The organism is Afipia birgiae 34632, assembly GCF_000308295.2.
GTDB lineage: Bacteria > Pseudomonadota > Alphaproteobacteria > Rhizobiales > Xanthobacteraceae > Afipia > Afipia birgiae.
Map to the genome: position 1 here is coordinate 793,933 of NZ_HG326652.1, position 19,887 is coordinate 813,819.

General features: G+C 61.1%; 21 protein-coding genes. 15 read left to right on the forward strand and 6 right to left on the reverse strand.

Annotation, left to right across the window (positions count from 1 at the left end; genetic code table 11):
• The first annotated feature begins 43 nt into the window (after positions 1-43).
• Positions 44-619 (forward strand): peroxiredoxin, encoded by a 576-nt coding sequence (locus tag BN32_RS03830; RefSeq protein ID WP_019196782.1) that lies wholly within the window; start codon positions 44-46, stop codon positions 617-619.
• On the opposite strand, the gene BN32_RS03835 is transcribed toward BN32_RS03830, so the two are convergent.
• Together BN32_RS03835 and BN32_RS03840 are read right to left on the reverse strand one after the other, a co-directional pair.
• Complete coding sequence (locus BN32_RS03835; RefSeq protein ID WP_019196783.1) at positions 616-1,323, reverse strand: uracil-DNA glycosylase; 708 nt, start codon at positions 1,321-1,323, stop codon at positions 616-618. The two genes, BN32_RS03830 and BN32_RS03835, sit on opposite strands and share 4 nt — an antisense overlap.
• Positions 1,304-1,945 (reverse strand): LabA-like NYN domain-containing protein, encoded by a 642-nt coding sequence (locus tag BN32_RS03840; RefSeq protein ID WP_019196784.1) that lies wholly within the window; start codon positions 1,943-1,945, stop codon positions 1,304-1,306. Before BN32_RS03840 ends, BN32_RS03835 begins: the two co-directional genes overlap by 20 nt.
• A 344-nt stretch (positions 1,946-2,289) precedes the next feature.
• Between BN32_RS03840 and rpoZ the strand changes: the two genes are divergently transcribed.
• The 12 genes from rpoZ to BN32_RS03905 all read left to right on the forward strand — a co-directional run bounded on the left by rpoZ (position 2,290) and on the right by BN32_RS03905 (position 15,101).
• Positions 2,290-2,682 (forward strand): DNA-directed RNA polymerase subunit omega, encoded by a 393-nt coding sequence (gene rpoZ, locus BN32_RS03845; protein WP_006020886.1) that lies wholly within the window; start codon positions 2,290-2,292, stop codon positions 2,680-2,682.
• Positions 2,683-2,866: 184 nt separating this feature from the next.
• Positions 2,867-5,146 carry a RelA/SpoT family protein gene (locus BN32_RS03850; RefSeq protein ID WP_040425421.1) on the forward strand — a complete coding sequence of 760 codons (2,280 nt, stop codon included), beginning with the start codon at positions 2,867-2,869 and terminating at the stop codon, positions 5,144-5,146.
• A 23-nt stretch (positions 5,147-5,169) separates the two neighbouring features.
• A complete protein-coding gene (locus BN32_RS03855; protein WP_019196787.1) occupies positions 5,170-5,943 on the forward strand; it encodes a pyridoxine 5'-phosphate synthase in 774 nt (257 codons plus the stop codon).
• Positions 5,940-6,359, forward strand: coding sequence for a holo-ACP synthase (gene acpS, locus BN32_RS03860; protein WP_019196788.1), 420 nt, complete (start codon positions 5,940-5,942; stop codon positions 6,357-6,359). Before BN32_RS03855 ends, acpS begins: the two co-directional genes overlap by 4 nt.
• 206 nt (positions 6,360-6,565) lie before the next feature.
• The gene (lepB, locus tag BN32_RS03865) at positions 6,566-7,324 is read left to right on the forward strand and encodes a signal peptidase I (protein WP_040425940.1); all 759 of its coding nucleotides are present in this window, start codon (positions 6,566-6,568) and stop codon (positions 7,322-7,324) included.
• Positions 7,321-8,124: a ribonuclease III gene (rnc, locus tag BN32_RS03870; protein WP_019196790.1), complete on the forward strand. Its 804-nt coding sequence runs from the start codon at positions 7,321-7,323 to the stop codon at positions 8,122-8,124. The genes lepB and rnc overlap by 4 nt, the downstream gene beginning before the upstream one ends.
• Positions 8,117-9,043 (forward strand): GTPase Era, encoded by a 927-nt coding sequence (era, locus tag BN32_RS03875; RefSeq protein WP_019196791.1) that lies wholly within the window; start codon positions 8,117-8,119, stop codon positions 9,041-9,043. The genes rnc and era overlap by 8 nt, the downstream gene beginning before the upstream one ends.
• Positions 9,040-9,441, forward strand: a complete 402-nt coding sequence (locus tag BN32_RS03880) for a hypothetical protein (RefSeq protein WP_019196792.1) — start codon at positions 9,040-9,042, stop codon at positions 9,439-9,441. Before era ends, BN32_RS03880 begins: the two co-directional genes overlap by 4 nt.
• Before the next feature lie 58 nt (positions 9,442-9,499).
• Positions 9,500-10,249, forward strand: a complete 750-nt coding sequence (gene recO / locus BN32_RS03885; protein WP_019196793.1) for a DNA repair protein RecO — start codon at positions 9,500-9,502, stop codon at positions 10,247-10,249.
• 540 nt (positions 10,250-10,789) lie between these two features.
• Positions 10,790-13,042: a DNA topoisomerase IV subunit A gene (gene parC / locus BN32_RS03895; RefSeq protein WP_040425423.1), complete on the forward strand. Its 2,253-nt coding sequence runs from the start codon at positions 10,790-10,792 to the stop codon at positions 13,040-13,042.
• A gap of 137 nt (positions 13,043-13,179) precedes the next feature.
• Positions 13,180-13,674, forward strand: coding sequence for a tRNA (N6-threonylcarbamoyladenosine(37)-N6)-methyltransferase TrmO (tsaA, locus tag BN32_RS03900; RefSeq protein ID WP_019196796.1), 495 nt, complete (start codon positions 13,180-13,182; stop codon positions 13,672-13,674).
• Between the two features lie 56 nt (positions 13,675-13,730).
• Complete coding sequence (locus tag BN32_RS03905) at positions 13,731-15,101, forward strand: Nramp family divalent metal transporter (protein ID WP_019196797.1); 1,371 nt, start codon at positions 13,731-13,733, stop codon at positions 15,099-15,101.
• 6 nt (positions 15,102-15,107) lie between these two features.
• Here the strand turns inward: BN32_RS03905 and BN32_RS03910 are convergent, their stop codons facing one another.
• A complete protein-coding gene (locus BN32_RS03910; protein WP_040425942.1) occupies positions 15,108-15,506 on the reverse strand; it encodes a winged helix-turn-helix transcriptional regulator in 399 nt (132 codons plus the stop codon).
• Between the two features lie 101 nt (positions 15,507-15,607).
• Between BN32_RS03910 and BN32_RS03915 the strand changes: the two genes are divergently transcribed.
• Positions 15,608-16,237: an FMN-dependent NADH-azoreductase gene (locus BN32_RS03915; RefSeq protein ID WP_019196799.1), complete on the forward strand. Its 630-nt coding sequence runs from the start codon at positions 15,608-15,610 to the stop codon at positions 16,235-16,237.
• A gap of 69 nt (positions 16,238-16,306) precedes the next feature.
• Here BN32_RS03915 and BN32_RS03920 read toward each other — a convergent pair whose 3' ends face one another.
• The 3 genes from BN32_RS03920 to hemB form a co-directional block, all read right to left on the reverse strand.
• A complete protein-coding gene (locus BN32_RS03920) occupies positions 16,307-17,083 on the reverse strand; it encodes an arginyltransferase (RefSeq protein WP_040425944.1) in 777 nt (258 codons plus the stop codon).
• A gap of 170 nt (positions 17,084-17,253) precedes the next feature.
• Positions 17,254-17,817 (reverse strand): RDD family protein, encoded by a 564-nt coding sequence (locus BN32_RS03925; protein ID WP_019196801.1) that lies wholly within the window; start codon positions 17,815-17,817, stop codon positions 17,254-17,256.
• Positions 17,818-18,073: 256 nt separating this feature from the next.
• Positions 18,074-19,132 (reverse strand): porphobilinogen synthase, encoded by a 1,059-nt coding sequence (hemB, locus tag BN32_RS03930; RefSeq protein ID WP_019196802.1) that lies wholly within the window; start codon positions 19,130-19,132, stop codon positions 18,074-18,076.
• Between the two features lie 111 nt (positions 19,133-19,243).
• On the opposite strand from hemB, the gene BN32_RS03935 reads away from it, so the two are divergent.
• Positions 19,244-19,741 carry a DUF6163 family protein gene (locus BN32_RS03935; RefSeq protein ID WP_019196803.1) on the forward strand — a complete coding sequence of 166 codons (498 nt, stop codon included), beginning with the start codon at positions 19,244-19,246 and terminating at the stop codon, positions 19,739-19,741.
• Positions 19,742-19,887 lie beyond the last annotated feature (146 nt).

Below are 19,887 nucleotides of genomic sequence, written 5' to 3' on the forward strand. Positions count from 1 at the left end.
AACGTCATCCTCTAAAAACCTCCAGAATATAAGAGATAACGCGATGAACCAGCCGAACCTGATGGATGTGGACTGGAGCAAGATCCCGGCACCGGTCGACGACGGCGCAGCGAAACATCTGATTGGCATGAAGATTCCACCTGTCGCATTGCAAGCGACCGACGGCGCGTCGGTCATGCTGGCGTCGCTGCCGGGGCGGGTGGTGCTGTTCGCCTATCCGCGCACGGGCGAGCCCGGCAAGATCGGGCTTGTCGATGACTGGGACATGATCCCCGGCGCACGGGGCTGCACGCCGCAGACCTGTTCCTTTCGCGATCTGTTCAAGGATCTGAAGGACTCCGGCGCGCAGCACGTGTTCGGGATTTCGACGCAGGACAGCGCCTATCAGCGCGACATGGTCGAGCGGCTGCATGTGCCGTTTCAGGTTCTGTCGGACAGCGAACTCGCTTTGACACGTGCGCTCAAGCTGCCATCCATGGATGTCGCCGGGCTGACACTGATCAAGCGGCTGGCGCTGATCGTCGATGACGCGGCGATCACGCACGTGTTTTATCCGGTGTTTCCGCCGGACCGGAACGCAGGCGATGTCCTGGCGTGGCTGCAGGCCAACCCGCGCTAGCCGATATATTTCCGCACGCTGGTAAATACCGCCCTGAACATCTCGGGCGTCAAGCGGCGAGTGTTCGTGTTGTAGCGTGAGCAGTGATAGCTATCGAACAGCCGTACGGCCCCGGCCTGGAATTCCGCGCCATGGGCGAACGGCGCATCCGGTGCGCGGATGCCGAGTGTCTTCAGTGTTGAATCGTGCGCCACACGGCCCAGCATGACGATTGCGCGCAGGCGCGGCATCTCGTCCAGCGTTGCATTGAAGAATGTGCGGCAGGTCTTGATTTCAGCGGGCAGGGGTTTGTTCTGCGGTGGCACACAGCGCACGGCATTGGTGATGCGGCAATCGATCAGCATCAGGCCGTCGTCCGGGCGAGCCTCGTATGAACCTTGCGCAAAGCCGAATTCGACGAGTGTCCCGTAGAGAAGATCACCGGCAAAATCCCCGGTAAAGGGTCGCCCCGTGCGGTTGGCCCCCTGAAGACCGGGCGCGAGCCCTACGATCACAAGCTGCGCGTCGATCGGTCCAAAGGAGTAGACAGGTGCATTGAACCAATGCGGATGCTGCGCGCGATTAGCATCCCGATAGTTCTTCAGGCGGGGGCAGAGAGGGCAATCCGGACCGGGTTCGTTCGACTGCCCTGAAACAGAAGAGGAAGGGCCGGCACCGCTGCGCCGGCTCTCCTTGGTCTTGTCCTCAATCGTCGAATTCGTCATCGCCCCTTGGAGCCATTGAGCTGGTCGTCGTCCGCTGCAGGAATTGCGGCGTGTGCTGACGAGGTTCGCGCGGTTCACGAGGAGCAGGTCGCTCGCTCGGATCGCGGCCAAGCTTGGATTGTAGCTGGACCAGATCTGTAAAGACATCCGCCTGGCGGCGCAATTCGTCGGCAATCATTGGAGGCTGGCTCGAGATGGTAGAAACCACCGTGACGCGGACACCGCGGCGCTGCACGGCCTCGACCAGCGAGCGGAAATCGCCGTCGCCCGAGAACAGCACCATCTGGTCGATGTTCTCGGCCAGCTCCATGGCGTCGACGGCAAGTTCGATGTCCATGTTGCCTTTTACCTTGCGGCGTCCGGACGCGTCGATGAACTCCTTCGTCGCCTTGGTCACGACGGTATAGCCGTTGTAATCGAGCCAATCGATCAACGGACGGATCGATGAGTATTCCTGATCTTCGATGATTGCGGTGTAGTAGAAGGCGCGGACCAGAGTGCCACGACTCTGAAATTCAAGCAGCAGCCTTTTATAATCTATGTCGAAACCAAGCGTCTTTGCTGTTGCGTATAGGTTTGCACCGTCAATAAACAGCGCGATCTTGTTCGTGGCAGAAGGCATCAGTTTTTACTCGCATCGTTGTTATCGTATGTATTCTTGGCGCGTATCCATCACCGCGCATTCCCATTAAATTTCAGTTGTTATTCGCCAGAGGGTTTAGAGAAGATAAAGGTCAGAAATATTGTTTGCGGTGGTGGCGTCGCACCGCGAAGCATTTCTGATGAAGCAATGAAGCGAATTCTTGTCCATGGGACTAATTGCCCCTCAGCCATGCTTCCGCGGCGGTCATCCGAAACGGGCGTTTTATGCGCCTTTTCGAAATTGATGCTTGCGGAAAGGCCCGGGTCGCTATACCTAGCGCGCATAGCGACATATTTTCTGACCCAGACCCGGAGCGACAGCCGATGGCGCGCGTCACTGTTGAAGATTGTATCGATAAGGTCGACAACCGGTTCGACCTCGTTCTGCTGGCCGCGCACCGTGCGCGGATGATTTCTTCAGGGTCGCCCCTGACCATCGACCGCGATAATGACAAGAATCCAGTCGTTTCGCTACGCGAAATTGCCGATACGACCATTTCTCCAGAGGATTTGCGCGAGGAACTCGTTCATTCCCTGCAGAAATTCGTCGAAGTGGACGAACCGGAACCCGATACGGTGCCGCTGATCGGCTCCGCCGGGGCCTCTGTCGATGCGGATGACACCGAGGTCGCCGTTGAGCGCATGACGGAAGAAGAGCTTTTGAAGGGCCTGGAAGGCCTTGCTCCGCCCGAGGAGCAGCCCGAGGAAGACGAGTAAGGTCGTCGCTTTCGGAGCGACTTTCCGGCGCTCAGCGCTGGTTTTCCCCAAAGGCCCGGGCAGATCGCCCGGGCCTTTGCATTTATTGACATTTTTAGGGTCTTCCTTGCGATTGTTGGCGAACCGGCGATATTGTGAATGACGGTTCCTTTTTCGGAATCGGCAGTTCGAGGCGAGCAAGCGGATGGCGATCGGGCGGCGAAACCAGCCCCAAATGCAGGCGGCGACCGAGGCGGTCGCAGCGGTTTCGTCTGTGCCCCCGGCCGCGCTGGCCAAAAAGCCGGTCCGGGGCAAGATAATGCGCCAATACGATCTGGTGGACCGGGTTCGGGCCTATAATCCGAACACCGACGAGGATTTGCTCAACCGGGCCTATGTCTACGCCATGATGGCCCATGGGGAGCAGAAGCGCGCCTCGGGCGATCCGTACTTTTCTCACCCCCTCGAGGTCGCGGCGATCCTCACCAATCTGAAGCTGGACGACGCGACCATCGTCGCGGCGCTGCTTCACGACACCATCGAGGATACCGAATCGACCCGCGCCGAGATCGACCAGATGTTCGGCCCGGAGATCGGCGCGCTGGTGGAGGGGCTGACCAAGCTCAAGCGGCTCGAACTGGTGTCGCGCGAAGCCAAGCAGGCCGAAAACCTGCGCAAGCTTTTGCTCGCGATCGCCGACGACGTGCGCGTTCTGCTCGTCAAGCTCGCCGACCGGCTGCACAACATGCGGACGCTGGAATTCGTGCCTCCAGCCTCGCGTCACCGGATCGCGGAAGAAACTCTCGACATCTATGCGCCGCTCGCCGGCCGCATGGGTATGCAGGAAATGCGCGAAGAGCTTGAGGATCTGTCATTCAAGGTGATCGATCCGGATGCCCACGCCGTAGTCGTGCAGCGGCTGGACGCGCTCGAAGCGCGTGATCGCAATCTGATCGGGGAGATCGAAGCCCAGCTCTCCGCCAAGCTCGCCAAGAACGGGGTCAACGCGCAGGTGAGAGGCCGCCGCAAGCAGCCATTCTCGATCTGGATGAAAATGGAGCGCAAGTCCGTCGGCTTCGAGCAGTTGTCCGACATCTTCGGTTTTCGCATTATCGTCAACAGCATTGCAGAGGTCTACCGGACCGTTGGCATCGTCCATACGACGTGGCCGGTGGTGCCGGGGCGCTTCAAGGATTACATCTCGACGCCGAAGCAGAACGACTATCGCTCGATCCACACCACCGTGATCGGTCCGGGCAAGCAGCGTGTCGAACTGCAGATCCGCACCGAGGAGATGGACCGCGTCAACGAATACGGTATCGCCGCGCATGCGTTCTACAAGGACGGCGTCGGATCGCCGACCGAACGTCTCGAACGCGAATCCAACGCGTTCGCATGGCTGCGGCACACTGTGGAAGTACTTTCGGAGAGCGCCAATCCGGAGGAATTCCTCGAACACACCAAGATGGAGCTGTTCCACGATCAGGTGTTCTGCTTCACGCCGAAGGGCAAGCTGATTGCGCTGCCACGCCATGCTAACGTAATCGACTTCGCTTATGCCGTGCATACTGACGTCGGCAACAGCGCCGTCGGCTGCAAGATCAACGGCAAGTTCGCGCCGCTGTCGTCCGAATTGCAGAACGGCGACGAAGTCGAGGTCTTGACCTCGCAGGCACAATCAGCGCCGCCGACCGCGTGGGAATCCCTTGCTGTCACCGGCAAGGCGCGGGCGGCCATCCGCCGTGCCACCCGCACGGCCGTTCGCGATCAGTATGCGGGACTTGGGCGTCGCATCGTCGAGCGTTTGTTCATGCGTGCGAAGATTGTCTATGCCGACGACAAGCTCAAGGGTGCGTTGCCGCGTCTGGCGCGCGCTTCGATCGATGACGTGATGGCGGCGGTTGGTCGCGGCGAGATGAAGGCGTCAGACGTCGCGCGTGCAATGTACCCCGACTACAAGGAAGAGGCGAGGCTCAGCGGCAAGAAGAGCAGTGCTGCGAATCCGAAACCCGCAAGCGATGCCAAGGCGTCGAGCGCGATTCCGATCCGCGGTATCAACAGCGATCTGCCGGTGAAGTTCGCGCCGAATGGCGGCGCCGTGCCTGGCGACCGCATTGTCGGTATTGTCACGCCGGGCGAGGGCATCACGATCTATCCGATCCAGTCGCCGGCGCTGAAGGATTTCGAGGAAGAGCCGGAGCGCTGGCTAGATGTCCGCTGGGACACGGACGAAGCCACGCCGCGGCGTTTTCCGGCACGTTTGCTTGTGCATAATGTGAACGAGCCGGGCAGCCTCGCTCAGGTCGCATCGGTGATCGCGGAGCATGACGGCAACATTGACAACATCAGCATGAGCCGCCGATCTCCCGATTTCACAGAGCTCACCATCGATCTTGAGGTCTATGACCTGAAGCATTTGAACGGTATTATCGCTCAGCTTCGCGCCAAGGCGGTCGTCGCCAGCGTCGATCGCATCAACGGCTAATCTCATCGTTTTCTGGATTGTCCATGTCAGCCATTCCGTCGCTGCGTCTCGGGGTCAATGTCGATCACGTTGCAACCTTGCGCAACGCGCGCGGAGGGCGTGCACCGGACCCGGTGCGCGCGGCGCTGCTGGCTATCGAAGCCGGCGCCGACGGCATTACCGCGCATCTGCGTGAAGATCGCCGTCATATTCGCGACGATGATATGGCGCGGCTGAAAGCTCAAATCTCCAAGCCGCTGAATTTTGAAATGGCCGCGACCGCCGAAATGCTGCAAATCGCGCTCGCGACAAAGCCGCATGCGGCCTGTCTCGTGCCGGAGCGGCGTACCGAGGTCACCACGGAGGGCGGGCTGGACGTCGTCGGACAGCGCGACGCACTCGGCCCTTTCATTGCGCGGCTGAACGACGCTGAAATCCGCGTCTCGCTGTTTATCGCCGCCGATCCCGCCCAGATCGAGATGGCGGCCAAACTAAAATCGCCGGTCATCGAAATTCACGTCGGCGCGTGGTGCGATGCCGTGGCTGAGGGACAAAACCAAAAGGCCGAAGCCGAATGGCAGCGAATTGTCACCGGTGCCAAGCTTGCGCAGTCTGCGGGGCTTGAAGTTCATGCCGGACACGGTCTCGATTACGTGACGGCGGAAACCATTTCGGCGCTGCCGCAGATTGTCGAACTCAACATCGGACATTTCATGATGGGCGAGGCGATGTTCGTCGGACTGGCCCAGACCATTCGCGATATGCGCGCGGCGATGGACCGTGGCCGGAAGTCGCTTCGGGGTCACGTCAGGTCATGATTATCGGCATCGGGTCGGATATTATCGACATCACACGGATCGAAAAGGTGATCGGGCGTCATGGCGACCGGTTTATCGATCGCATTTTCACCGAGGCGGAGCGGGCCAAGGCCGAGCGCCGCTCGAAGATGCCCAAACTGATCTGGGCGACCTACGCCAAGCGATTCGCTGCCAAGGAAGCCTGCTCGAAGGCCCTCGGCACCGGTATCCGGCGCGGGGTGTGGTGGCGGGACATGGGGGTGGTCAACATGCCGGGTGGACGCCCGACCATGAAACTGACCGGCGGCGCGCTAGCGCGGCTGGAATCCCTGACCCCGCCGGGCCATGAGGCGCGGATCGACCTCACCATTACCGATGACTGGCCGTTGGCTCAGGCCTTCGTCATTATTTCGGCGGTACCTTCCGCCAAGGTCTGACAGGCGTAAATGCCGGTTCCGGACTGCCTGAAAATCTAAAATTCACTGAACTGTCAGACGATTAGCAAGTTTTCATGGACCCGTTGATTGCACCCCCTGCGACAACGGTCTAAAACCCGCGCGGGTGATTTGGGCGGCGTCTTCGCCTCTGTTGGGCATAAAGGGTCCCTTTCCGAGGCATGAAAAACCAGGATTCGAAAGAGCAGATGAGTGTGACAACACCGGCCAAATCCGAAGGCGGCGTCGGCGAGACCGTCCGCGTCGTCATTCACGCGCTCATTATCGCGCTGGTGATCCGCACCTTCCTGTTTCAACCCTTCAACATTCCCTCCGGATCGATGAAGGCGACGCTGCTGGTCGGCGACTACCTGTTCGTATCGAAATACTCGTACGGCTACAGCCACTATTCGATCCCGCTGTCGCCGCGGCTGTTCACCGGCCGCATCTTTGGCTCCGATCCCGAGCGCGGCGACATCGTCGTGTTCCGTCTGCCGAAGGACGACACCACCGACTACATCAAGCGCGTCATCGGGCTGCCCGGCGACCGCATCCAGATGAAGGAGGGGCTGCTCTACATCAACGACAAGCCGGTGCACCGCGAACGGCTGCCGGATTTCGTCGGCGAAGATCCTTGCGGGTCTGACGCGACGGCGCGGGTCAAGCAGTGGAAGGAAACGCTGCCGAACGGCGTGAGCTACAAGTCGCTCGATTGCGTCGATAACGGCTTCTACGACAACACCAACGTCTACACCGTACCGCCCGGTCATTTCTTCATGATGGGCGACAACCGCGACAACTCCACCGACAGCCGTGTCCTGTCCGCGGTGGGTTATGTGCCATCCGAAAATCTGATCGGCCGCGCGCAGATGATCTTCTTCTCCATTGCCGAAGGCGAACAGGCCTGGCAGTTCTGGCGCTGGCCGGTCTCGGTGCGCTGGAACCGCATTTTCTCTATTGTGCGATGAGCGGCGAACCCGCAATCGTCAAAACTCCTGCGACTACGGACGACGCCGCGGATGCTGGCGTCGCAGAGGTCAAGCCTGCAAAGAAGACTCGCCGCCCGAGTGCCAAGGCGGCGGCCAAGATCATCGAACAACGCATCGGCCATACGTTTGCTGATCCCGCGCTGCTGGCGACGGCTTTCACTCATGTCTCGGCATTGAAATCCGCTCGCCGCGCCGACAGCTATCAGCGGCTGGAGTTTCTCGGCGATCACGTGCTGGGGCTGATCGTTTCGGATATGCTTTACCGGGCGTTTCCGAAAGCTGACGAGGGCGAATTGTCGAAGCGCCTCGCCGATCTGGTGCGCCGCGAGGCCTGCGCCGATGTCGCCAAGTCGCTCGGACTGGACGAGGCTATCAAGCTCGGATCGGTGGGCGCGGGCGCCGGTGCGCGGTTGCGCAATTCAGTGCTGGGCGACATCTGCGAAGCGGTGATCGGCGCGGTATTTTTGGACGGTGGCTATGCGGCGGCGTCGCAATTCGTCGAGCGCAACTGGACCGAGCGCATGCGCAAGCCGGTGCGCCCGCTGCGCGATCCGAAGACGATTTTGCAGGAATGGGCGCAAGGCAAAGGATTGCCGACGCCGGTTTATCGCGAGGTCGAGCGCACCGGTCCGCATCATGATCCGCAGTTTCGCGTCGCGGTCGAGTTGCCGGGACTAACCCCGGCGGAAGGTGTCGGCGGCAGCAAGCGCGCCGCTGAAAAGCTCGCAGCCACGGCGCTGCTGAAGCGGGAAGGCGTAACGGGCGGCAATGATGCCTGACGAACTGCAAGAGAATTCAACCCGCGAAACGCGCTGCGGCTTCGTCGCGCTGATCGGTGCGCCGAACGTCGGCAAGTCCACACTGGTCAATGCGCTGGTCGGCTCGAAGGTCACCATCGTTTCGAAGAAGGTGCAGACGACTCGCGCGCTGATCCGTGGCATTGTGATCGAGGACAACGCGCAGATCATTCTCGTCGATACACCGGGCATCTTCGCGCCCAAGCGGCGGCTTGACCGCGCCATGGTGTCGACCGCGTGGAGCGGGGCGCACGACGCCGATCTCGTCTGTGTGCTGCTCGATGCCCGTGCCGGCATTGACGACGAGGCTGATGCGATCCTGAGCAAGCTTTCATCCGTCAATCACCCGAAAATTCTGGTGTTGAACAAGATCGATCTGGTGCCGCGCGAGAAACTGCTGGTGCTGGCCCAGAAGGCCAACGAGCGGCTGGAATTCACCCAGACCTTCATGGTCGCGGCGCTCTCGGGCGACGGCGTCGACGACCTGCGTCGCGCGTTGGCCAAGGACGTGCCTGCAGGTCCGTTCCATTATCCCGAAGATCAGATGTCGGATGCGCCGCTGCGGCACCTCGCGGCGGAAATCACGCGCGAGAAAATTTACCGCCATCTGCATCAGGAATTGCCGTATCAGTCCACGGTCGAAACCGACTCATGGACCGACCGAAAGGACAAGTCGGTACGGATTGAGCAGACGATCTATGTGGAGCGCGATAGCCAGCGCAAGATCGTGCTCGGCAAGGGCGGGGCGACGATCAAGGCCATCGGCGCGGATTCGCGCAAGGAGATCGCGGAGATCGTCGGCCAGCCGGTGCATCTCTTCCTGTTTGTGAAGGTCAGGGACGGCTGGGGCGACGATCCGGAGCGTTACCGCGAGATGGGTCTGGAGTTTCCCAAGGAATGATCAACGATCCCGGCGCCAGCGTTCCCAAGAATATCTTCTACTTCCAGGTGCTGCTGTATGTGTCGCTGCTCATTGACGTGCTGTCGGCGGCGTTTCTGGACCGCATCCCAGATGACGTCACAGAGTCGACGAAACTGGCCGTCAATTTCATCGCCGTCATGATGACGCTGGGATTTGTCCAGCTGGTCTGGCTTGCGGCGCACCGGCGCAAGAATTGGGCGCGGATGATCCTGGCAGTGGCGCTGATGTTATCTGTGGCCTCCATCGTCACCACGGTGGGTGAAACCGGCATGCAGTTCAGCACTTTTGTGGACGTGATCTCGACGGCCCTGACTGCTTTTGGCCTGTATTTCTCATTTACCGGTGATGCTCAGGACTGGTTCCGGCAACCGGACTGATCGCACTTTCGTGGGCGACTTCGCTGCGAATGTGCGCAGAATCCTGTAAGCTCCGGCCATGGAATGGATCGACGAGGGCATCGTTCTGGGCGTGCGGCGGCATGGCGAATCCAGCGCCATCGTTGAACTGCTGACGCGCAGCCATGGCCGCCATCTCGGGCTGGTGCGCGGCGGCGCCGGCTCGCGAATGCGTCCGCTGCTGCAGCCCGGAAATACCGTGAGTGCGGTCTGGCGTGCGCGTCTCGACGAGCATCTTGGATACTACGCGCTTGAAGGCGTTCGGCTGCGCGCCGCCACGATGTTTGGATCCTCGCATGCGGTTTATGGCGTGACGCATCTGGGGTCGCTGGTGCGGCTGTTGCCCGAGCGAGATCCCCACGAAGACATCTATGAAATGCTGGAATCCATTCTCGATGATTTCGATGACGTCGCTGCGGCGGGCGTCCAGCTGGTAAAATTCGAACTCGCAATGCTGACCGAGCTTGGCTTCGGCCTCGATCTGTCATCCTGCGCCGCGAGCGGAGCGATGAACGACCTGATTTACGTCTCGCCGAAGTCGGGTGCTGCGGTCTCGCGGCAGGCGGGTGAGCCATGGCGCGACCGGCTGTTGCGGTTGCCGCCGTTCCTGCGGGAAAGTGATGACGGCACCAACGGCTGGTCCGGGCAGGACATTGAGGATGGCTTCCGGCTGACCGGGCTGTTCCTGCTGCGCAACGTGCTGGAGCCGCGCGGGCAGGGCCACTCTGATGCGCGGGAGGGCTTTATCAATGCAGTCATACGGCCACGCGCGACAGTGGCTGCGGAATAAAAAACAGGCCGGGCAATGTCCGGCCTGTTTCCTGAACTGGTGGTCTGAAGACCGGTAGACTTCAAATCAATGGCAGTGACCATGGCCGTGGCCGTGGCCATGGCCGTGACGATGGCGGGGGGCATAATGCCGATGCGGCCGGTGGTAGCTCGGGCGTACGTCGCGGCAGACGCGAACCATCCGGTGGCCGGAACGCCTCATGGAGCAGACGAGGCGGACCTGCTCGGTCTGCTGGGTCGCCCCTGTCACCACGCCCGGAAGGCATGGCTTCGGCGCGGGTACCACTCAACGACACGGCTCCGGTCAGTGCGTCAGTGCCGCGGCTGCGAAAATCAAACGACGCATTGCATTTCCTTCATTGAAGCCCTCCGGCACCTCGCCGTCGGGTACTGTACCCGGCCTGGGCCGGTGGCATGAATCGAAGGATGATCCATGACGCCGACGGGCGGAGCCCCGCAATGTGGCAGGGGGATTGCGAACCGCAAGTGACCGTCTAATTCATCTATTGTTCATCGCGCGCAGCGGAGTTAACCCCTCTCCATGGGTAAAAGACTGATTCCACCGGAGCCGATGGACATTCAGGAGGTCGCACTCCGCGAGGCGCTCGAGGAGCGCTATCTCGCCTATGCGCTCTCGACCATCATGCACCGCGCTCTACCGGATGCGCGCGACGGCCTGAAGCCGGTTCATCGCCGCATCCTGTACGGTATGCGGTTGCTGCGGCTTGACCCCGGCACACCGTTCAAGAAATCCGCCAAGATCGTCGGCGACGTGATGGGTTCGTTCCATCCGCATGGCGACCAGTCGATCTACGATGCGCTGGTGCGCCTCGCGCAGGACTTCTCCTCGCGTTATCCGCTGGTGGACGGGCAGGGCAACTTCGGCAACATCGACGGCGATAACCCTGCTGCCTACCGCTATACCGAAGCGCGTATGACGGAAGTCGGGCGGCTTCTGCTGGAAGGCATCGACGAGGACGCGGTTGAATTCCGCGCCAATTACGACGGTCAGTCGAAGGAGCCGATCGTTCTCCCCGGTGCATTCCCGAATTTGCTGGCGAATGGCTCTCAGGGCATCGCCGTCGGTATGGCGACCTCGATCCCGCCGCACAACGCGGCGGAGCTTTGCGACGCGGCGCTGCATCTGATCGACAAGCCCGCCACCAAGTCGCGCGGTCTGCTGAAATATGTGAAGGGTCCGGACTTTCCGACCGGCGGGATCGTGGTGGACTCCCACGAGAGCATTGCCGAGGCCTATGCAACCGGGCGTGGTTCATTCCGCGTGCGCGCGAAGTGGACTCAGGAGGAGGGCGCGCGCGGCACTTGGAACATCGTCGTCACGGAAATTCCGTGGCTGGTGCAGAAGTCGCGTTTGATCGAGCGCATCGCCGAACTGCTTAACGAGAAGAAGCTGTTGTTGGTCGGCGATATCCGCGACGAGTCGGCAGAAGATGTGCGCATCGTCATCGAGCCGAAGTCGCGCAATGTCGATCCCGAAGTATTAATGGAAACGCTGTTCAAGCAGACCGAGCTTGAAAGCAAGATTTCGCTGAACCTCAATGTGCTGGTCAAGGGCCGGGTGCCGAAGGTGCTGGGCCTTGCCGAGTGCCTGCGCGAATGGCTCGACCATCTGCGTGATGTGCTCGTCCGCCGGGCGAATTACCGAAAGAGCCAGATCGAGCACCGCCTCGAGGTGCTCGGTGGCTATCTGATCGCCTATCTCAACCTCGACAAGGTCATCAAGATCATCCGCACCGAGGATGAGCCGAAGCCGGTGCTGATCAAGACCTTCAAGCTGACCGACTTGCAGGCCGACTCCATCCTCAACATGCGGCTGCGTAATTTGCGTAAGCTTGAGGAAATGGAAATTCGAGGCGAGGATAAGGATCTTCGCAACGAGCTGAAAGGCATTAAGGCTGTTCTCGCGTCTGAAGAAGAACAGTGGAAGAAGGTCGGCGAGCAGGTCAAGAAGGTGCGCGACATCTTCGGTTCCAAGACACCGCTCGGCAAACGGCGTACGCAGTTCGCCGATGCGCCGGAACACGATCTGGCCGCTATCGAAGAGGCTCTGATCGAGCGGGAACCGATCACCGTGGTTGTGTCCGACAAGGGTTGGGTGCGCACGCTGAAGGGGCATGTCGAGGATCTGTCGAACCTCGTCTTCAAGACCGATGACAGCATGGGCTTCTCGTTCTTTGCCGAGAGCACCTCCAAGCTGACGCTGTTCGCCAGCAACGGACGCTTCTACACGCTCGACGCGCAGAAGCTGCCCGGCGGCCGTGGCCACGGCGATCCGATCCGCATGACCATCGACATGGAAGGTGATGCCAACATCGTTTCGATGTTCGTGCAGAAGGGTGGCCGCAAATTCCTCGTCGCCAGCGGCGACGGGCAGGGCTTTGTTGTCAACGAAGACGATTGCGTCGCCAACACCCGCAAGGGCAAGCAGGTTCTCAATGTCACCGCGCCGAACGAGGCCGTGGCGATCGCGACCGTAAGCGGCGACACCGTCGCTGTGATCGGCAGCAACCACAAGATGGTGATCTTTCCGCTCGAGCAGGTGCCCGAGATGGCGCGCGGCCGTGGCGTTCGCTTGCAGAAATACAGCGGCGGCAAGCTGTCGGACGTGATGACGTTCACTGCGAAGGACGGCATGACCTGGAAGGATTCGGCAGGCCGCGACCAGAGTTCGACCTGGAAAGAACTCGCCGATTGGCGCGGCAATCGCGCGGATGCAGGCCGCCTGGCGCACGGTTTCCCGAAGTCGAACAAGTTCGGCAAGGTGATCGAATAGTGTCATTCCGGACAGACCGTAAAGCGGTCTGATCCGGAATCTCGATCTGGTTTGACAAAGTGCCCCCTCAAGTCGAGATTCCGGGTTCGCTCGCGGTGCTCGCGCCCCGGAATGACCGGGATATTTCAAGGAGGCTCATGGTCCGCTACAATGAAATCCGCGAAGGCGAGGTGGCCGTCGATCCGCCGTCACCGACCGATGCGGGCCTCGTTTTCATTGGCCGCATCCGCACGCCGTGGACCGACCGGCTGATGACGCCGCGACAGGGCCGTCACGATGGGCCGATCTGCAGGATCGAGATTTTCGATCCTTGGGTGCCTGCCCTGAAAGGGCTCGACCGGTTTACGCAGGTCGAGGTGATCTACTGGCTGCACGAGTCGCGCCGCGATCTCGTCCATCAAAGCCCCGCTAATGACTCCCAGACACATGGCACGTTCGCGCTGAGGTCGCCGGTGCGGCCCAATCCGCTCGGCACGTCGGTCGCCAAGCTCGTCGGCATCGAAGGCAACACCGTTCTGGTGCGCGGCCTTGATTGCCTCGACGGCACGCCGCTGGTTGATCTCAAGCCGGACAGCTGCCAGTTCACGCCGATCGCGCCGCCGCAGCCCGGGGATTTTGAGACTGGCGCGTAGGCATCTGCTGTTGCAACTCACTTGCAACTGGCGCCAATGCTGTGCATATTGCCAATATGGACGCACGTTCTCCGTCATTGCCGCCTGATCAGGCTGCCATCCCGCCTGTGCCGGGCGGGTGGCGGAAGCCGCGCGGCGAACCTTCGCTCTCCGGCATGTTCGCCTCGATCCGGGTCGCCAAGACCGGCTCGTTCTGGCGCAAGCTCGCAGCCTTCATGGGCCCGGGCTATCTGGTCGCCACGGGCTACATGGACCCCGGCAACTGGGCGACGTCGCTCGCGGGCGGTTCCAAGTTCGGTTACGCACTGCTCGCAGTCGCGCTGATTTCCAACATCATGGCGATCATTCTGCAGGCGCTGTGCGCGCGGCTTGGTGTCGGATCGGGCCGGGATCTTGCGCAAGCTTGCCGCGATGCGTTTCCAAAAGCCTTGGCATGGCCGCTATGGCTGCTGGCCGAAATCGCCATCGCGGCGACGGATCTCGCGGAAATCATTGGCACCGCCATCGGGCTCAATCTGCTGTTCGGTATTCCGCTCGAGATCGGCGTCATCGTCACGGCTCTCGACGTGTTTCTAATTCTCGCGCTGCAGGCCGTCGGTTTCCGATGGATCGAAGCCTTCATCGTCGGCATGCTTGGAATCATTTCCGCATGTTTCGCAATTCAGATCGCGATGGCCGATCCGAACTGGGGCGAAGTGATCCGGGGCTTCGCGCCGACCACGCAAATTGTCGCCAACCGCGACATGCTTTATCTCGCGCTCGGTATTCTCGGCGCGACGGTGATGCCCCACAATCTGTATCTGCACTCGGGCCTGGTGCAGACGCGCAACTATGGCGATTCCGTTCCGGAGAAGAAGGAGGCGATCAAGCTTGCGACCATCGATTCCACGATCGCGCTTTGCCTTGCGCTGCTGATCAATGCGTCGATCCTCATTCTGGCGGCATCGACCTTCTACAAGGCGGGCAAGACCGATGTCGCCGAACTGGAGCAGGTGCACTCGTTTCTGGCGCCGCTGCTGGGATCGACGCTGGCGCCGACGCTGTTTGCGATTGCACTGTTGTGTTGCGGCCTGAGTTCGACCGTGACAGCAACGCTGTCGGGCCAGATTGTGATGGAAGGTTTCATCAACATCCGCCTTGCGCCGTGGCTGCGGCGGCTGACCACGCGCATGGTGGCGATCGTTCCGGCGGCGCTGGTGACGATCTATGCCGGCGAAAAGGGGACCGCGCAGCTTCTGATTTTCAGTCAGGTGATCCTGAGTTTGCAGTTGCCGTTCGCGATCATTCCGCTGGTGATGTTCACCGCGAGCAAGGCCAAGATGGGCGAATTCGTCGCGCCGCGCTGGCTCACCGCGATGGCCGTGCTGATCGCAGGGATTGTCGTGACGCTCAACGTAAAGTTGCTGGTCGATTTCGTGACGGGCTGATTGCGCTTACTGGCCGCCGGCCCTTTTGTCGAAGTGTTCGCGCGCGGTTTGGATCTTCGCCAGATGTGCGAACGCCCATGAGCCGAGATGCTGCACGGGCTCCTTGAGCGAGTGGCCAAGCTCTGTGAGTTCGTAATCCACGCGCGGCGGAATGGTTGGATAGATCGTCCGGGTGACCAGGCCATCGCGCTCCAGCCCCCTGAGCGTCAGCGTCAGCATCCGCTGCGAGATGCCGCCCACCATGCGCTTGATCTCATTGAAGCGGCGCGGACCGTCGCTGAGCAGCATGATGATCAGCACACTCCATTTGTCGCCGATGCGCGACAAAATGGACCCCACCGCCAAGCAATTGCCTGGCAGATGCTGGTCGGGTGCGGCGGTTACATCGGTGTGCTCGGGTGTCACGGCTGTGCTCGGGTTCAGAAAATGTGCCTTCTTGTGCGGTTTATCAATGGTCACCATTAGTGTCCAGGTGTCAATCTGATACTAGAGCTAAAGGTGAACCTATGAAACTGCTCTATATCGACGCCAGCATCCTCGGCGGCAATTCCGTCTCCCGGCAACTCTCGGCCGCGGCCGTCGAGCGCCCGCGCAAGACCACACCCAATCTGGACGTCATCTATCGCGACATCAGCGCGACGCCGCTGGCGCATCTCACCGGAGAACATCTCGCCGCCGCCCACGGTGCGACGCCGGAAACGCCGGCTGTGCGCGAGGACATCGCTGCCAGCGCCGCTGCGCTGGATGACTTCCTTGCCGCCGACATCGTTGTCATCGGAGCGCCTATGTACAACTTCACCATTCCGAGCCAGCTCAAGGCCTGGATCGATCGTATTCTCGTTGCGGGAAAGACCTTCAAGTACTCGGAGAAGGGCGTTGAGGGCCTCGCGGGCAACAAGCGGGTGATCGTGGCCATCTCGCGCGGCGGCTTCTACGGCGCGGACACGCCGGCAGCGGCGGGCGAACACCTCGAAACCTATCTGCGCTGGGTGTTCGGCTTCATCGGCATCACGAACCTTGAGATCATCGCAGCTGATGGAATCCAGATCGGCCCCGAGCAGCGTGAAAAGGCCGTTGCGGGAGCGTTGCGGGCGGCGAATGCATTGCAGGCCGCATCCGGTCAGCAAGCAGCGTAGATGAACTATCGCCATGCCCGGCGCTGTGCCCGGCGTGGCGATGTTAGCTTCGGGAGATGTGAAAGTGCGTTAGTCCTGCGGCTCGGGCGCCATCGATCCGGTGGCGTCGACGCGCAGCCAGCCGCTGGGCGCCAGCCGCTGCTGCGGCAGGAAGCGGGCCTTGTAGTCCATCTTGCGCGAGCCATCGATCCAGTAGCCAAGATAGACGTAAGGCAGGCCAAGCCGCCGAGCGCGGGCGATGTGGTCGAGGATCATGAACGTCCCCATCGAGCGGCTTTCCTCACCGGGCTCGAAGAACGAGTAGACCATCGACAATCCGTCACTGAGAATGTCGGTCAATGCCACGGCGATCAGGTCGCCGCCCTTGCCGGTGATGCCGCTGTCGGCGGTGCGGCGGCGATACTCGATGATGCGGGTCGAGACGTGGCTGTCCTCAACCATCATCGCGTAATCGAGCACGGTCATATCCGCCATCCCGCCGTCGCGATGACGGGCATCGAGATAAGCGCGGAACACCGAATACTGTTCGGATGTCGGCACCGCCGTGCGCAATTCGCTGACGATGTCGGCATTGCGCGCCTGGATCTTGCGGAAGTTGCGCGAGGGCCGGAATTCGTTGGCGATGACGCGTACCGACACGCAGGCGCGGCACTGATCGCAGGCAGGACGGTAGGCGATGGACTGGCTGCGGCGGAAGCCGCCATGGGTGAGGAGATCGTTCAACTCGCCGGCCTTGTCGCCGACCAGATGCGTGAAAACCTTGCGCTCCTGCTTGCCCTCCAGGTAGGGGCAGGGCGAGGGCGCCGTCAGATAAAATTGCGGCGTATTGCGCGAATGTTGTGTCACGTGTGGCCGTTTGTCTCCGGTCTGCGCGATTCCTTTCACAGCATCGCGCCACGGAGGTCATGGGTCAACGAATTTGACTGCGCTGCCGCTAGAATAACCCCGAGATCAAGCGGCAAACTGTACAGCACCCGGACAGACCCCACTGATGTGATCTGCCCGGGCTGAATCGGTTAGACGCGCGTGGTCTGGACCACCGAAGCCTGAACATTGCTGTTGATGAACACCGTGCCCAGCACGACGTCATGCAGCAGCCGGCGGCGACCATTGAACAGGCCGACCAGCAGCACCAGCGGGGTCAGGAACGAAACCGACACCCAGTAGAGAACGGCGTGAACCGCGCCGAGGATGAAGTAGGGCCGTTCGCCGGTCCATGTCCGCATCTCGATGTCCATCATGCGCATGCCCACGGTGGCACCGTTCGGGCCGCCGAGCGACATGCCGTAATAGAGCAGTGCCCAGATCACCGAGAACGGCGAGATCAGCCAGAACAGGAACCAGCCCAGTCCCAGCGTGACAATGCCGAACAGGGTGACAAAGATGACGGCGAGGATGATCGGGATCGACAGGATCACGAGGTCAATCAGAAACGCGAAGAACCGCTTGGTCAGTACGCCGCGAAACAGTTCGGGCTGCAACCACGGATCGTAGGCCTGCTGCGCGCTCGCGCTGGCTGATGGATTGTTCCGCCAGGTCGCACCTGATGTCGAGCCGCCGGTGTTTCTCGTGTCAGACATGGAAACCCTCCTCAGCGGCCGTATGCCCGGGCCGCTCGCTGCGCACATGGCCCCGCCGGATTGCGTGCGCAAGACGGCTTAGGCTCATATGGAGAAAAAGTTATCTGGCTTGGTTCCGGACTTTTCGAGGCGCCGTCACCCCGAGGTGCGCGCACTTGCGCGCCTCGAAGGGCTGCGAGGCCTTACGTCCGTTCATCCTTCGAGGCTCGCCGCAAGCGCGGCTCGCACCTCAGGATGACGGTGGCTGTTCCTATTCTTATCTACCGGCCTTGAGCTTTTCCGCCGCCGCAGGCGCGAAGTAGGTCAGCACGCCGTCGGCACCCGCGCGCTTGAATGCGACCAGGCTTTCCATCATCGCACGCTCGCCGTCGATCCAGCCGTTATTGGCAGCCCCTGCGATCATCGCGTATTCGCCGGACACCTGATAGGCGAAGGTCGGCATCGCGAAGGTGTCTTTTACGCGCCGTACGATATCGAGATAGGGCATGCCGGGCTTGACCATCACCATGTCGGCGCCTTCGGCGATATCGAGTTCGACCTCGCGCAGCGCTTCATCTGAATTGGCCGAATCCATCTGATAGGTGCGCTTGTCGCCGGTGAGCGTTTTCGCCGAGCCGATAGCGTCTCGGAACGGGCCGTAGAATGCGGAAGCATACTTCGCGGCATAGGCCATGATCTGTACGTCGCCGAACCCGGCGCGATCAAGGCCGTCGCGGATCGCGGCGACGCGGCCGTCCATCATGTCGCTTGGGGCGATGATGTCGCAGCCGGCTTCGGCCTGCACAAGTGCCTGGCGGACGAGGATCGCAACCGTTTCGTCGTTCAGGATTTTGCCGTCCTGCAACAGCCCGTCGTGACCGTGGCTGGTGAACGGATCGAGCGCCACATCGCAGAGGACGCCGAGGTCGGGGAATTCCTTCTTGATCGCGCGCACTGACTGGCAGACCAGATTGTTGACGTTCAGCGCTTCGGAACCGGTTTCGTCGCGCAGCGACGGCTCGGTGTAGGGAAACAGTGCGATGCACGGAATGTCGAGTTTCATCGCGCGCTCGGCATCGCGGACGCACTGATCGACGCTGAGGCGGTCGACACCGGGCATCGAGGCGATCGGCGCACGCAGATTGTTCCCGTCGACCACGAACAGCGGCCAGATCAGATCGTCGGTAGTGAGCACATTCTCGCGCACCAGCCGCCGCGCCCATTCGGACTTGCGGTTGCGGCGCATGCGGGTGGTCAGATCGAGGGAAGGGGCGGCAGTGGCCGCGTCCCGCGGACCATCCCGCAATTCAATCGGCCGCCCAAACTTGATCGCCATCTTGTTACCACTCCCGCGCAAACAGATGTCGCCACATGTAGCATCTGCGGGCCCGTCCGTCACCGCACGGAGGCGATTGATTTTGCCGGTGTTAGGCGTCAAACAGGCGGCATGAACAAGGACACCCGGCAATCGATGGCGGCGCGCATGACCCGAGGCGCGAACGACGACATGCCGCGCGATCAGGTCAATCTGGTCACGCCAATGACATCGCCAGACGCGGAAACGGGCGAAAGCACCTGGACCACCCGGCTTGTGTTGTTCCTGCGCGTCATGGCCGTGCTGTCGATGATCAAGGGACTCTATCATTGGGCGCAGATCACCGGCTTCGTCGGCGGCGAGGAGAGTGCATTCGAGGCGCAGACCACGCAGTGGCAAACCGCTACGGTCTATTTTGCGGTGATCGAACTGGTCGCGGCGGTGGGACTGTGGCTTGCCACGCCATGGGGCGCGGTGGTGTGGTTGACGACGATCGTTTCAACCGCAGTGATCGAGTTGATGTTTCCCGCGATCTACGGTGGCAACCTGTTTGCGGTTCTCGTCTCCCTGATCCTGCTCGCGGCCTACCTTGTCCTGGCGTGGTTTTCGGCGCGGGAACGGCCGCCGTAGTACGCCGCCGGCTGCCGCTCGCCTTGATGTTTTACGAAGTCTTTCAAATTTGAACGAACGTGTGCTGGAATGCGACAGCGCTTGTGACGAAGCGTGAACATCGGGCTGTTTGGGTGAATCAAAACTAACAAAAAGCCCTTATTTTA